This window comes from Alkalimonas delamerensis (assembly GCF_030717955.1).
In the GTDB taxonomy this organism is placed as follows: domain Bacteria; phylum Pseudomonadota; class Gammaproteobacteria; order Enterobacterales; family Alteromonadaceae; genus Alkalimonas; species Alkalimonas delamerensis.
The window spans coordinates 84,763-97,195 of sequence record NZ_JAUZVY010000004.1 but is presented as its reverse complement, the minus strand read 5'-3'; the positions used below and the strand labels follow the sequence as shown (position 1 = coordinate 97,195).

The following is a 12,433-nucleotide window of genomic DNA, read 5'->3' as shown; positions in this document are numbered from 1 at the left end:
GATGCGTCGCTTTATTAGTTTGCCCTGGAAGCTGCTGATGGTGATGTTGCTGGTGTTGTTTGTGATGACATCAGGTCTCACCACCTTGTCTTTGGTCCGGGTGCAGGATGAGTTTTCGCAGCAACAAGAGCAGAAACGATTACTGGGTGAGCAGCAGTTCGCTCAATATAGCCAATTGATTGAAAACCAGCTTCGTATCTGGGTCGAGTCTTATGCGGAGTTAACTTTAGGTGAACACACATCAAATGGTCTCTCGAGCTTTACCAGAGCCTTGAGTCAGCAAATTGAGACGCTAAACTTGCATCTGAACGTTGATGAGATCTGGTTGTTTCAGCAAGATGGTCAGCTGGTATTTCAGAGCTCGGCTATCACTCCGGCAGAGATTGATCGACTCGCCGGCGAGGCATTGGTCCAGCAGCAGCCGCAAAGCCTGATTTTATGTGACCAGTATTGTGTCAAGTCGCTGGCTGTTCCGCTGCTGCTGGATGCCGGTGAAGTGGCGGTGGTGGTGATGACGACCACTTTGGTTGACATTTTATTTTATTTAAATCGCTCTTTGCAGGCAGATGTCGCCATCGTCAGCCACAAAAAACAGGCATCCGCCAGGCCCGCTGACATTCGGTTGCTATCCAGCTCCAACCCTGATTTGCTGCACGACTTGTATTATCAGCTCCCCCAGTTGATGGATGTTACGAGTATTGTTCGCCAAGGGTTGCGGCTCCAGTCAGGTCATCGTCATTACTTTGCGCACATGCAACCACTCGATACCCGTCTCCCCAGGCAGTATCATTTAATTTTGATTGAAGACATCAGCGATTATGTGTTGGCCAATCAACGTTATCAGCAGCGAATCATCATCATTGCAGTGCTGGCTTTTTTCATTCTTGCCTTGCTTATCTATAGCATTACACATCGATTGAGTGCCCGACTGCTCCGTTTAGCTGCACGACTTCCTTTACTCGCGAATCAAGAGTTCAGCCGCTTTCGCCTTGCCAGTGAGTCCCGCTCAGTTTTATTCATTGATGAAGTCGATACCTTAAATAATGCTGCCAACAAATTAAGTTGGCAGCTTGAAGAGTTGAATAAGCAAGTCGAGCATCACACCAAGGAGCTGGAAAATATTGCTATGTACGATTTGCTGACTGGCTTGCCAAATCGCAACATGTTGCAATATCAGTTAAAGAAATCGCTGGCGATGCTTGAAGAGGCGCCGGCTTTTGTTGGTTTGTTGTTTTTGGACTTGGATCAGTTTAAAAAGGTGAATGACAGTCGGGGCCATGCAGTTGGTGATCAGCTCCTGATGGAGGCTGCAGCACGGTTGCGTGCATGCGTCCATAGCTCCGATACCGTCTGTCGTTTTGGCGGTGACGAGTTTGTAATTATTCTTAGCAATATGGCTGATGAACAGGAAACTGAACAGGTTTCTGAGTCTGTTTTGCAAGCCTTTGCAGAGCCAATCACAGTGGCTGGAGAAAGCTTCCAGATAAGCAGCAGTATCGGCATCAGCTGTACTCAGGACCCGGCAACACCGACCGAAGACTTAATTCGACAGGCTGATTTAGCCATGTATCAGGCCAAAGCTAAAGGCGGCAATAATTGGCATCACTACACAGCGGAAATGTATCGGGCTTTTGCCTATCGCTTGCAGCTGGAGAGTGAAGTTCGGACAGCACTGGAGCAACAAGAGTTTAGTCTGAGCTTTCAGCCTCAAATAGAGCTTGAGACAGGCCGGCTTTATGGTTTTGAAGCATTGCTGCGCTGGCAGCATCCGCAGCGCGGCATGGTACCACCGGATGACTTTATCAGTGTTATTGAGCACTCGAATTTAATGCTGCCACTGGGGTATTGGGTGATTGAACGTTGCTTTGTGGTAGCTCGTCGCTTGATGGATGCCGGCTATGATGACGTTAAATTGGCCATTAATCTATCGGCAGATCAGTTTGTTGATCCGCAACTGATCGCTTTTCTTCAACACAAGTTGGCGCATTATCAACTGCCAGCCAGTTTGTTTGAGCTGGAGCTGACGGAAAGCACTCTGGTTAAAAGTGTCAGTGATACCCTGGCCAGCATGCAGCAACTTAAAGCCATGGGTTTTTGTTTTGCCATTGGTGACTTTGGCACCGGTTACTCGTCGTTGAGTTATCTGAAACAAATGCCGGTTGATACCATCAAAATTGATAAAAGCTTTCTATTTGGCATGCTCGACAATCATGCCGATTATCAAATTATCACCTCGACCATAGCCATGGTGCAGAAGCTGGATTTAAAAGTGGTCGCGGAGGGCGTGGAAAGCAGGGCGCAACTGCGGATCCTGCAAAAATACCACTGTGATTTTGCTCAGGGCTTTTACTTTGCTAAGCCGATACCTGAACACGAGCTCTTTGCGGTCTTGCAGCAAAAAGTACGTGATGGTCTCTGGTTGGCTCCAATCTAAGTTTTTTACACTCTAGCGTCGGACTTTAGTACCACTTGCTCTAACTGCCAATCACCTCTATTGTGTGGTGCGCTAAAGTCCTGTGCTGGTCCTTCAGGCACAATCTGCGTCGGATTGATCATCGGGTGGCTGATGTAATAGTGACGCTTGATATGATCCATATTGACGGTTTCAGCAATGCCCGGTACTTGATACAACGAACGCAGGTAATGGCTGAGCGCAGGGTAGTCTGCAATGCGGCGTAAGTTGCATTTAAAATGACCCACGTAAACGGCATCAAAGCGGATCAAGGTAGTAAATAGCCGCCAGTCGGCCTCAGTCAGGTAATCACCGGTTAAAAAACGTTGGTCAGTTAACAGCTGCTCGGCTTTATCCAGTGCTTTAAACAGAGCTTCAAAAGCTTCCTGATAGGCATCCTGGCTGGTGGCAAAACCTGCCTTGTAAACACCGTTATTGATATCCCGATACACCCAGGCATTGACCTCATCAATTGAGTCACGTAACTCTGCCGGGTAAAAGTCGAGCCGATTGCCTGTCTGGTGATTAAAAGCACGGTTGAATATGCGCAGGATGTCTGCGGACTCATTGTTAACCAGTCGCTGCACTAGCCTGTCCCACAGCACCGGGACTGTGACCCGTCCGCTGTAATCGGCTTTTGCCTTGGTGTAAAGCTGATGCATGTAGTTTAGGTTATAGAGTGGTTCGCGATCACCGCCATCGCCATCAAACTCCCAGCCATGCTCCAGCATGATAGGAGAAACCACGGTTACCGGAATCAACGACTGCAAGGATTTAAGCTGGCGGAGGATCAGCGTCCTATGGGCCCAAGGGCAAGCCAGTGACACGTATAGGTGATAGCGGCTGGCATCGGGTTGACTGTGTGCTTGGATATCATCACGAAAGCTCGAGTCCTGACGCTGAAACCGGCCGGAGGATGCTTTGGTATCGTACCAGCGATCCTGCCACTTGCCATTGACCAACAAACCCATGGTTATCTCCTTTTTGTACTTCAGTACTGTTACCCATCTTCTGATGCTTAATCAACGTGGGCAGCTCAGTGAGTACTATAACAGCGGCTCAATCGAATAATAATTGGCAATTATGGGTTTGATGATTCATGTTTTTCGAATAGTTGGCCGTCCTAATGCCACAAGCGGCGCCAGCGTCCCAGCTGCAAACCGCGGTTAAACCAACTGCGGGCGGTGGTTAAAGCCGGCTCGGATGCCGTCAGCCAGCGGATAAAGCCAGTGCTAAAAAGTGCCGACAGGTATAGCTCCTGCTCAATGCGTTTGAGGTTATCTGCTTTTAAATCGGCGATTTCTCGTAACCATTGCACAGTACGGCTAATGCGAAGCAGGGCGGCAGCTTGCAGATGAACATGGCCCGGCTCCAGTTTGTAATACAGCATCTGCCGGGTCACGTTACGATGAGGGGCCAAAGCATTAAGCCAGTGCATCATTGCCGTGAGTAATTTTTCCTGTGGAGAGCTGTGCTCAAAATCCGGTAATTGCTGACAAGCCAGCATGGCTCTGTCGGCCTGATCAAACCAGGCATCCACTAAGTCATCTTTTTGCGGGTAGTATTGATAAATAGTTAGCAAGGGGACATCCATAGTCGCAGCGAGGTCTCGAAGCCGGACATGCTCCCAATCGCTGCGCTCAGCCAGCTGCAGTGCTTGGTGTAAAATTATCTCTGCTTGTTCATTCATTGCCTGGCCTCCTGCTTGCATCTTCACGTGACTTAGGTATAAGTATGGCATAGTTCAATTAGGCTGCAGCTTGACATGGTCTCAACAGAGTGGATTTTATTGGCCTTAAGTCCGGTGTTTTTAGCACTGGTTGCCCTGGAGTGGCGTTTAGGGTTTCGGCGGCGCTTGCCTTGGTATCAGTGGCGGGATACGCTGGCCAATGCAGTGCTTGCTTTAATGCATCAGGCCGGTGAGTTGCTGGCGTTGTTGTTGTTAATGCCCTTTTATTGGTGGCTGTTTCAGCACCGGCTGTTTGAAATTTCTCTCAATGCTTCCACCTTGCTGTTTGCATTTGTACTGCAAGACTTTTTGTATTATTGGTTTCACCGGGCATCCCACCATATCCGTTGGTTGTGGGCATCACACATCGTGCATCATAGTTCCCGCCAGCTCAATTTAAGTACCGCTTTTCGGCAAAGCCTGATGTATCCGGTTTCGGGCATGTGGTTGTTCTGGTTGCCAATGATGCTGTTGGGCTTTTCACCCTGGTTGGTGCTGGCTGTGGTGTCGCTCAATCTGGCATTTCAATTCTTTGTGCATACTCAGGCCGTTCAGCGGCTGGGATGGTTGGAGTACATTTTCAATACGCCTTCCCATCATCGTGTGCATCATGCGATGAACCCGAGGTACATTGATAAAAACTTTGCCGGAGTTTTGATTGTTTGGGATCGGCTTTTTGGCACCTTTGAAGCCGAGCAGCCAGATGAGCCTTGCCGTTATGGCATTACTACTGATTTTGAATCGAACAATCCACTGGTGATTACTTTTGATGAGTGGCGCCTGATGTGGCTAGACTGGTGTCGGGCGCAAGGCTGGAAGAATAAAGCTTTGGTGTTATTGTCGGTTACGAGTTCCGCCAAAAGTACAAACCAGCCTGCTGAAACTGTGGAGCGAATAACGGAAAAGTAGTTGACTCAGGAGGAAATTTTTTCAATCTGCACTAAGCTTGAACTGGATGAATTAAAAAGCAGAGGTGTGTAATGAAACCTTTCTTGCCTGGTTTTTTGCTGGTTGCTCTATTCATGCTCGGTTGCACTGAGGCACCGGTTCAACCCGATGCGCAGTCTCAGGAGCAGGAAAGCTATACCACCGAGTCAGCCGTGCCGGCTCAGCCGTCAGATTGTCAGTTGACCATGGGCTTTGATGCCTGGGAGCCCTATCAGTACGTCGGGGTAGGGAATGTTGTTACCGGCCTGGATGTAGAAATAGTCCATGCGGTCGCCGAGCAAATGGGCTGTACCGTCGAGATACAGCAAGCAACCTGGGTTGAGCTGCTGAATGCCTTACGGCGTGGCGAGGTAGACTTTGTGTTGGGTGCTTCCATGACCGAAGATCGGCAGCAGTTTGCGTATTTCTCCGAGCCTTATCGCGAAGAACGCTTTATTCTCTATGTTCGGCGTTACGAGGGCAATTTGCCCTACACCAACATTACTGAGTTTGTGCAGGCGGGTCATAAACTGGGCATCGTCAACGAGTATTTTTACGGCGATGAAATCACCCGCTTGTACACCGATGATGCCTATCATGATCAGTTTGTTGGCGCCATTATCAGCGAGATGAACATGGCGCGGCTGATTGATGAGGAAATCGATGGTTTCCTGGAAGACAGCTTTGTTGGTGCTTCCATTATTCGGCGCCGCGGCCTGGATGATTTCATTGAGCCCCATAGCATTAACTTGGGAAGCTCAGAAGTCTATGTGATGTTCAGTCGGGCTTCGGTGGATGAAACCGTGGTAAACGCCTTTAATCAGGGACTTGCTGCCGTTAAAGCCAGCGGCCTGTATCAGCAAATTCTGGATAAATATGGCCATTAAGAGCCATTGAGTGTCAGGTATTACGGCAGATCCTAACAGAAAGCTTTGGCTAGGATCTGCCGGGTAAAGCCAGTTTTCAGGTAAAACCCCCGGGGCAGTGTCAAGATGGGCTCTCCTTCATTGCCAATTGCGGCAGTGACCGCCTTGCTATTGGCTGCTTTGGGACGAAGCTGCAATACTTCGCCATGTTCGCCCCGGATCTGATCGATGCCACCCAGCGCGATCAAGTCCATCAGCTCTTCCCAGTCTTGTTGCAGTTTCTGCCGTTGTTCGTGATCAGGCTGCCACAAAAAACCCCGGCCAACCACGCGCTCAGCCACCGGCAAGCTGCGCTCGGCCAGCACCGGCAACCAAAGCACATGACTCAGTTTACGGCAGACCCAAGAGTCTTGCCATTGTTGCTGACCGACACCGGTTAAAGGGGCAACACAGACGTAGGTGCTTTCCAGTGGCAGCCCTTGTTGATTAATGGGTAGGGTTTTCAACTCGACGCCTAGCTCGGGAAAGTCGGGTTCAGCCCTGGAGCCAGCACTGGCGCCCAACAGTTGTTCCAGCAGTTGTCCGGTCCAGCCTTTATCTTGCTTTAAGTTGTCGGGGACGGCGATATTGGCTTCCGCTGCCAGTTGACCCAGAGTCAGTCCGGCCAGGGCATGGCAGCGTCGCATCAACTCATCCAGATTTTTTGGTGGTGTCATTAGGTCAAGACGCCCTGGTTTTCTATCCGTTTGTTTAGCAAAGCAGCATAGCATGACGGGCTTTTATACGTTGAATAAAAAGTCGGCGATCTGTGTTATGCACAGGCTTAAACAAAAGCTTTCGAATAAAATGCAAGTTAAGTTGTTTATTTTGATGGTTATTTTTGAGTGTTGCTTAGTGGGGTCTGTGATTTGGGCAAGTTACTCATGGTATAAAACCTGGTTGTGCACAGCGCTATCCACAGAGGCTGTGAAAAAGTGCACATATGCTTGCTGTAACCTATTATTTTGTGGATAACTTAAGGATCGTTAGCATGGAAGCATCCAAGGCACTGGCTGTTGAAAAATAGCGATTGCCGTTCAGATAACTTTGTGAAAGAATCTTTGCTATAGCTGCAGTTAAAAAGCTCGAGGTTTATGTGATTGATGCCGAAGGTTTTCGGGCCAATGTCGGCATAGTGATTTGTAACCACCAGGGACAGGTGTTTTGGGCAAGACGTTACGGACAGCATTCATGGCAATACCCGCAGGGTGGCATCGATCAGGGCGAAACGCCTGAGCAGGCGATGTACCGTGAGTTGAACGAAGAAGTTGGTTTACAGCCGGATGATGTAGAAATTCTGGCGGTAACCAAGCATTGGTTGCGCTATCGATTGCCAAAGCGGTTGATTCGGCGTGACAGCAACCCGGTATGCATTGGTCAGAAGCAAAAGTGGTTCTTGTTGCGTCTGACCTGCCCTGATGGCGATGTAGATCTGGCTAAAACCACTCATCCGGAGTTTGATGGCTGGCGCTGGGTCAGCTATTGGTACCCGGTGCGTCAGGTGGTTGCTTTTAAGCGCGATGTCTACCGAAAAGTCATGAAAGAGTTTGCCCCGATCGCTTTGCCATTTCCCCGTAAAACCGGAAAACACAAGGGTAAGTCGGATGGATAAACCATGGCCATGCTCAGCCAGCTAAGGCGGATTGTTCAGGATGTGGCGCAAGAGCCCGTTCTGGGACAGGCTTTGTCTGGTCTGGTGGCGAATGTAAAGCAAGCACTCGCCACCGAGTGCTGTTCGGTTTATCTGGCGGATTACGATCAACAACACTTTATGCTGATGGCAACTGACGGCCTCAACCCTGAGGCTGTCGGTAAAGTGGCCATTGGTTTTTCTGAAGGCCTGATTGGTTGGGTTGGTCAGCGTGAAGAGCCGATTAACCTGGCGGCGGCCCATCAGCACCCCCGCTTTAAAGTAACCCCTGAGGTCAGTGAAGACCGATTTTCTGCTTTTTTAGGCTGTCCCATTATTCATCATCGCAAAGTACTGGGGGTGCTTACCATCCAGCAGGGAACAGAGCGGGTATTCAGCGAAGATGAAGAGTCCTTCCTGGTCACATTAGGTGCCCAGCTGGCATCGGTATTGGCCAATGCCGAGTTACGCGAGGCGGCGTCACCGGTATCTGGCAGTAAAAGTCGCTCCAGTCAGCTCAATGGGTTGCCGGGTGCGCCAGGTATTGCCATTGGCGAAGCCTATGTGTTGCAACCGGCCAGTGATTTTAATGCCGTATCGCTGCAGCGCTCCGAAGAACCGGATAAAGAGCTATCCCGTTTTTACCGGGCTGTTCGTACCACCAAAGCCGAGTTTAAACGCCTGTCCGATCGCATGGCGAGTCACTTGCCGGCCGATGCACTGGCGATTTTTGATGTCTATCAGCAATTGCTTGATGCAGCCAGTTTAGGGCAGGAAATTGAGCAGCAAATTGCCGAGGGCTGGTGTGCCAAAAGTGCATTAAAACGTGTGGTCGAGAAATTTGCCCGTCAGTTTGAAGACATGGAAGACGCCTACTTTAAAGAGCGGGCCACCGACATTCGGGATTTGGGTGAGCGGGTATTGATCCATCTGCTGGATACCGAAAAACGGCATCACAAGCTGCCGGAAAAAGTCGTTTTGGTGGCCGAAAATGTGACCGCTTCAATGCTGGCCGAGATCCCAAGGCCCCAGTTGGTGGCCATAGTCTCGTTAAAAGGGTCGGTTAACTCTCATGCCGCCATTATGGCCCGTGCCTTGGGGGTGCCGGCCGTGATGGGGGTGGAAGGGCTGTCCCTGATGCAGTGGCAAGGACAGCGCTTGATTGTGGATGGTTACCAGGGCCACATTTTGTTGGACCCGGCCGAAGCCATCTATGCCGAGTACCAGCAACTGATCAGCGAAGATGCCGAGCTGTCTGCCCACTACCTGGCAGAAATCACCGAAGCCGCCCAGTCGCTTTGTGGTCATCGCTTTGCGTTGATGCTAAATGCCGGCCTGGCGGTGGATCCCGATCAAGCCAGCAACGACATTTGCGATGGTGTTGGTCTGTACCGAACCGAGTACCCTTTCATTGTCCGCAACCAATTTCCAACCGAGCAAGAGCAGGTCGAGCTCTACCGCACTATGCTGGCTACTTACCCCGGAAAACCAGTGATCATGCGAACTCTGGATGTTGGCGGTGACAAAGCCTTGCCGTATTTCGCCATCAGCGAAGACAACCCTTTTCTCGGCTGGCGGGGTATTCGGCTAACGCTGGATCACCCTGAGATTTTCCTGGTGCAAATCCGGGCCATGCTCAAAGCCGATATTCATGCCAACAACTTGCACATTTTACTGCCGATGATTTCGGAGTTGGCGGAGATCGATGAATCCTTGCGTCTGATTAAACAGGCTTGTTTTGAAGTAGGGGATGAGCTTGGACTGGAGTTGGTGCGGCCAAAAGTGGGGGTTATGATTGAAGTACCTTCCATTATGTACCAACTGAACGAGCTGGCCAGCAAAGTTGACTTTTGCTCGGTTGGCACCAATGACTTAACTCAGTACTTGCTGGCGGTTGATCGCAACAATGCGCGGGTGGCCAGCTTGTACGATGCCATGCATCCTGCTGTGCTGCGAGCGCTGCATCAAATGGGGAAACAGCTTCAAGCCCTGCAGCTGCCCACCAGCATTTGTGGCGAGCTGGCTGGAGAACCCGCTGGTGTATTGTTGTTGGCCGCTATGGGCTACGACTCCTTTAGCATGAACAGCAGTCAGCTGGCGAAAATTAAGTGGTTGCTGCGTCGGGTACAGCTGACTGAGCTGCAGGCTTTGTTGCACGATGCTTTGCAAAGTGAATCCCCCAAAGCAGTGCGTCAAAAAGTCCATCGTTTCTTAGAACAAAAAAATCTGACCTCTCAGCTACGCTCCTGATTGTCTGGTACACTGATGCCCTTGGTCCATGTCAGCTAGATAAGCGTTAGCGTACAGTTAAGGAACTTTGCTTGCTAAGTATCATCGTTATTTCTGCATTGATGGGTGCCGTTGTTGGCTTGCTGGCCGGCTTGCTGGGCATTGGCGGCGGCCTTATTGTGGTGCCAGTTCTTTTGGTGTTGTTGCCAGCTTTTGGCATTGTTGGAGCTGAGCATGCCATGCTGGTCGCCATCGCGACCTCCTTAGGCTCCATTGTGGTGACTGCTACTTCCTCGGTGCGGGCACATCACAAATGGGGCAATATCCCCTGGCCACTGGCCAGTAAAATCATGATTGGCTCTGCACTGGGAGCCTGGTGTGTCGGCTACCTGGCACATCTGGTCGACGGCGTTGTGCTGCAGCGTATCTTTGCTGTCGCTGTCACTTTAATCGCACTTCGGATGCTGGGCTCCCGTTCTGTGGTCGGCAAGCGTGCGTTGCCCGGAGCTCCTGCAATGGTTGGCCTTTCGGGGGCTTTTGGCGGCCTCGCCAGTCTGCTCGGGATCGGCGGTGGCGCCTTATTTGTGCCTATGCTGAATTATTTTTCGGTGGATATGAAGCGTGCCATCGGTTGTGCCGCAGCCAGCGGCATCGCCATTGCGCTTTTTGGAACTCTGGGCTATGTTACCGCCGGCTGGCAGCAGTACCAGTTAAGTGATGGCTTTTTGGGCTTTATTTACTTGCCCGCCATGCTTGGTATTGTGCTGACCTCGATTTTTACCGCTCCTGTGGGGGCGCGGCTAACGCAACAGCTGCCTGTGATGAAAATTAAGCGTTTTTTTGGTGTCTTTTTGATGCTGGTGGCGCTTCGAATGTTTTTTGCCTGATGAGTAAAGAGTGCCCATGTCGCAATCCTATTTAACCTTCCCCAACATTGACCCTGTCGCCATCAACCTGGGCCCGCTGGCCATCCACTGGTACGGTTTAATGTACCTGGTGGCTTTTTTGATTGCCTGGTGGCTGGCTAACCGGGCAGCGGCCAGACCAGGCTCGGGCTGGACCAGGCAGGAAGTGAGCGACCTGCTGTTTTACGGCTTTTTAGGGGTGATCCTGGGTGGGCGTATCGGCTATGTGCTGTTTTATCAGTTCGACAGTTTTTTGGCCGAACCGAGCTATTTGCTGCGCGTTTGGGAAGGGGGGATGTCCTTCCACGGTGGCCTTTTGGGTGTACTGGTGGCTATGGCCTGGTTCGCACGCAAAACCCGAAAAGATTTTCTGGCGCTGGGGGATTTTGCCGCACCACTGATTCCGCTAGGTTTAGCGGCCGGGCGCATCGGCAACTTTATCAATGCCGAGCTTTGGGGGCGGGTCACAGAGGTGCCCTGGGGCATGGTATTCCCTGGTGCCGGGCCACTGCCCCGGCATCCGTCACAGCTTTATCATGTGGCGTTGGAAGGGATCCTGTTGTTCGTGATTATCCTGCTGGTTCGTCATTTCAAACCGGCCAAAGGCACGCTAGGGGGCGTTTTCCTGCTGGGCTATGGTGTGGCACGTTTTATCGTCGAGTTCTTCCGTGAGCCGGATGCGCACCTGGGGGTACTGGCCCTGGGCATGACCATGGGGCAATGGCTCTGTCTGCCGATGATACTGGCAGGTCTTGGCCTTATTGGTTACAGCCAACTGCGTCATAAAACAACAGCGGGGGCCGCATGAAACAGTATTTAGCGCTTTGCCAGCGCATTATCGATGAAGGGCACTGGGTTGCCAATGAACGAACCGGCAAGCGTTGCTTAACGGTCATCAATGCTGATTTAAGCTATGATGTTGCTGCCAATGCTTTTCCGCTGATCACCACCCGGAAAAGTTACTGGAAAGCCGCCATTGCTGAATTGCTGGGCTATATCCGTGGCTATCGAAATGCAGCTGATTTTCGGGCGCTCGGTACCAAAACCTGGGATGCCAATGCCAATGACAATGCCGCTTGGCTTGCCAACCCGCATCGGCAAGGGCCGGACGACATGGGACGGGTTTATGGGGTGCAAGGCCGAGCCTGGGCCGGGCCGGATGGCCAAGTGATCGATCAGCTGAAAAAAGTGGTGGATGATTTGTCGCAGGGCAAAGACGATCGGGGTGAAATCATTACCTTTTACAACCCGGGCGAGTTTGACCGCGGCTGTCTGCGCCCCTGCATGCACACCCATAACTTTTCATTGCTGGGGGACACTTTGTACCTGACCAGCTATCAGCGCTCTTGCGATGTGCCTTTAGGGCTCAACTTCAATCAGGTACAGGTGTTTACTTTTCTTGCTTTAATGGCACAGATCTGCGGTTTAAAGCCGGGCAAGGCCTACCACAAAATTGTCAATGCACATATTTACGAAGACCAACTGGCGCTGATGCGGGATGTGCAACTAAAGCGTGAGCCTTTTCCATCCCCCAGACTGCTCATCAATCCGAAAATTCAATCCTTGCAGGATTTGGAAACCTGGGTCACGCTGGATGATTTCAAGGTTGAAGGGTATCAGTGCCACCCGGCGATCCAGTATCCCTTCTCGGTATAG

At 51.0% G+C, this 12,433-nt stretch carries 11 protein-coding genes; 8 read left to right on the top strand and 3 right to left on the bottom strand.

The features are described 5' to 3' along the window. Position 1: 1 nt before the first annotated feature. Positions 2 to 2,434 carry a putative bifunctional diguanylate cyclase/phosphodiesterase gene (locus Q3O59_RS10605; RefSeq protein WP_305945558.1) on the top strand — a complete coding sequence of 811 codons (2,433 nt, stop codon included), beginning with the start codon at positions 2 to 4 and terminating at the stop codon, positions 2,432 to 2,434. Between the two features lie 5 nt (positions 2,435 to 2,439). Here the strand turns inward: Q3O59_RS10605 and Q3O59_RS10600 are convergent, their stop codons facing one another. Together Q3O59_RS10600 and Q3O59_RS10595 are read right to left on the bottom strand one after the other, a co-directional pair. Then, positions 2,440 to 3,423 (bottom strand): glutathione S-transferase family protein, encoded by a 984-nt coding sequence (locus Q3O59_RS10600; protein WP_305945557.1) that lies wholly within the window; start codon positions 3,421 to 3,423, stop codon positions 2,440 to 2,442. Positions 3,424 to 3,575: 152 nt separating this feature from the next. Further along, positions 3,576 to 4,142 carry a TetR/AcrR family transcriptional regulator gene (locus Q3O59_RS10595; protein WP_305945556.1) on the bottom strand — a complete coding sequence of 189 codons (567 nt, stop codon included), beginning with the start codon at positions 4,140 to 4,142 and terminating at the stop codon, positions 3,576 to 3,578. 75 nt (positions 4,143 to 4,217) lie between these two features. Here Q3O59_RS10595 and Q3O59_RS10590 point away from each other — a divergent pair, with 75 nt between their 5' ends. Further along, positions 4,218 to 5,090 (top strand): sterol desaturase family protein, encoded by an 873-nt coding sequence (locus tag Q3O59_RS10590; protein WP_305945555.1) that lies wholly within the window; start codon positions 4,218 to 4,220, stop codon positions 5,088 to 5,090. Between the two features lie 71 nt (positions 5,091 to 5,161). Beyond that, the gene (locus tag Q3O59_RS10585) at positions 5,162 to 5,995 is read left to right on the top strand and encodes a substrate-binding periplasmic protein (RefSeq protein WP_305945554.1); all 834 of its coding nucleotides are present in this window, start codon (positions 5,162 to 5,164) and stop codon (positions 5,993 to 5,995) included. A 32-nt stretch (positions 5,996 to 6,027) separates the two neighbouring features. On the opposite strand, the gene mutH is transcribed toward Q3O59_RS10585, so the two are convergent. Further along, positions 6,028 to 6,690: a DNA mismatch repair endonuclease MutH gene (mutH, locus tag Q3O59_RS10580; RefSeq protein WP_305945553.1), complete on the bottom strand. Its 663-nt coding sequence runs from the start codon at positions 6,688 to 6,690 to the stop codon at positions 6,028 to 6,030. Between the two features lie 419 nt (positions 6,691 to 7,109). Between mutH and rppH the strand changes: the two genes are divergently transcribed. The 5 genes from rppH (at position 7,110) to Q3O59_RS10555 (ending at position 12,433) form a co-directional block, all read left to right on the top strand. Continuing rightward, positions 7,110 to 7,625: an RNA pyrophosphohydrolase gene (gene rppH, locus Q3O59_RS10575; RefSeq protein ID WP_305945552.1), complete on the top strand. Its 516-nt coding sequence runs from the start codon at positions 7,110 to 7,112 to the stop codon at positions 7,623 to 7,625. A 9-nt stretch (positions 7,626 to 7,634) separates the two neighbouring features. After that, the gene (gene ptsP / locus Q3O59_RS10570; protein WP_305945754.1) at positions 7,635 to 9,893 is read left to right on the top strand and encodes a phosphoenolpyruvate--protein phosphotransferase; all 2,259 of its coding nucleotides are present in this window, start codon (positions 7,635 to 7,637) and stop codon (positions 9,891 to 9,893) included. A 71-nt stretch (positions 9,894 to 9,964) separates the two neighbouring features. Beyond that, positions 9,965 to 10,759, top strand: coding sequence for a sulfite exporter TauE/SafE family protein (locus tag Q3O59_RS10565; protein ID WP_228592258.1), 795 nt, complete (start codon positions 9,965 to 9,967; stop codon positions 10,757 to 10,759). Between the two features lie 16 nt (positions 10,760 to 10,775). Beyond that, positions 10,776 to 11,585, top strand: a complete 810-nt coding sequence (lgt, locus tag Q3O59_RS10560; RefSeq protein ID WP_305945551.1) for a prolipoprotein diacylglyceryl transferase — start codon at positions 10,776 to 10,778, stop codon at positions 11,583 to 11,585. Further along, entirely contained in the window at positions 11,582 to 12,433 is an 852-nt protein-coding gene (locus Q3O59_RS10555; protein WP_305945550.1) for a thymidylate synthase, read from the top strand. Before lgt ends, Q3O59_RS10555 begins: the two co-directional genes overlap by 4 nt.

Coding starts and splice junctions, on each gene's coding strand:
- Q3O59_RS10555 (WP_305945550.1), top strand. CDS start 11,582: ATGAAACAGTATTTAGCGCTTTGCCAGCGCATTATCGATGAAGGGCAC.
- Q3O59_RS10595 (WP_305945556.1), bottom strand. CDS start 4,142: ATGAATGAACAAGCAGAGATAATTTTACACCAAGCACTGCAGCTGGCT.
- lgt (WP_305945551.1), top strand. CDS start 10,776: ATGTCGCAATCCTATTTAACCTTCCCCAACATTGACCCTGTCGCCATC.
- Q3O59_RS10590 (WP_305945555.1), top strand. CDS start 4,218: ATGGTCTCAACAGAGTGGATTTTATTGGCCTTAAGTCCGGTGTTTTTA.
- ptsP (WP_305945754.1), top strand. CDS start 7,635: ATGCTCAGCCAGCTAAGGCGGATTGTTCAGGATGTGGCGCAAGAGCCC.
- Q3O59_RS10600 (WP_305945557.1), bottom strand. CDS start 3,423: ATGGGTTTGTTGGTCAATGGCAAGTGGCAGGATCGCTGGTACGATACC.
- Q3O59_RS10585 (WP_305945554.1), top strand. CDS start 5,162: ATGAAACCTTTCTTGCCTGGTTTTTTGCTGGTTGCTCTATTCATGCTC.
- mutH (WP_305945553.1), bottom strand. CDS start 6,690: ATGACACCACCAAAAAATCTGGATGAGTTGATGCGACGCTGCCATGCC.
- Q3O59_RS10605 (WP_305945558.1), top strand. CDS start 2: ATGCGTCGCTTTATTAGTTTGCCCTGGAAGCTGCTGATGGTGATGTTG.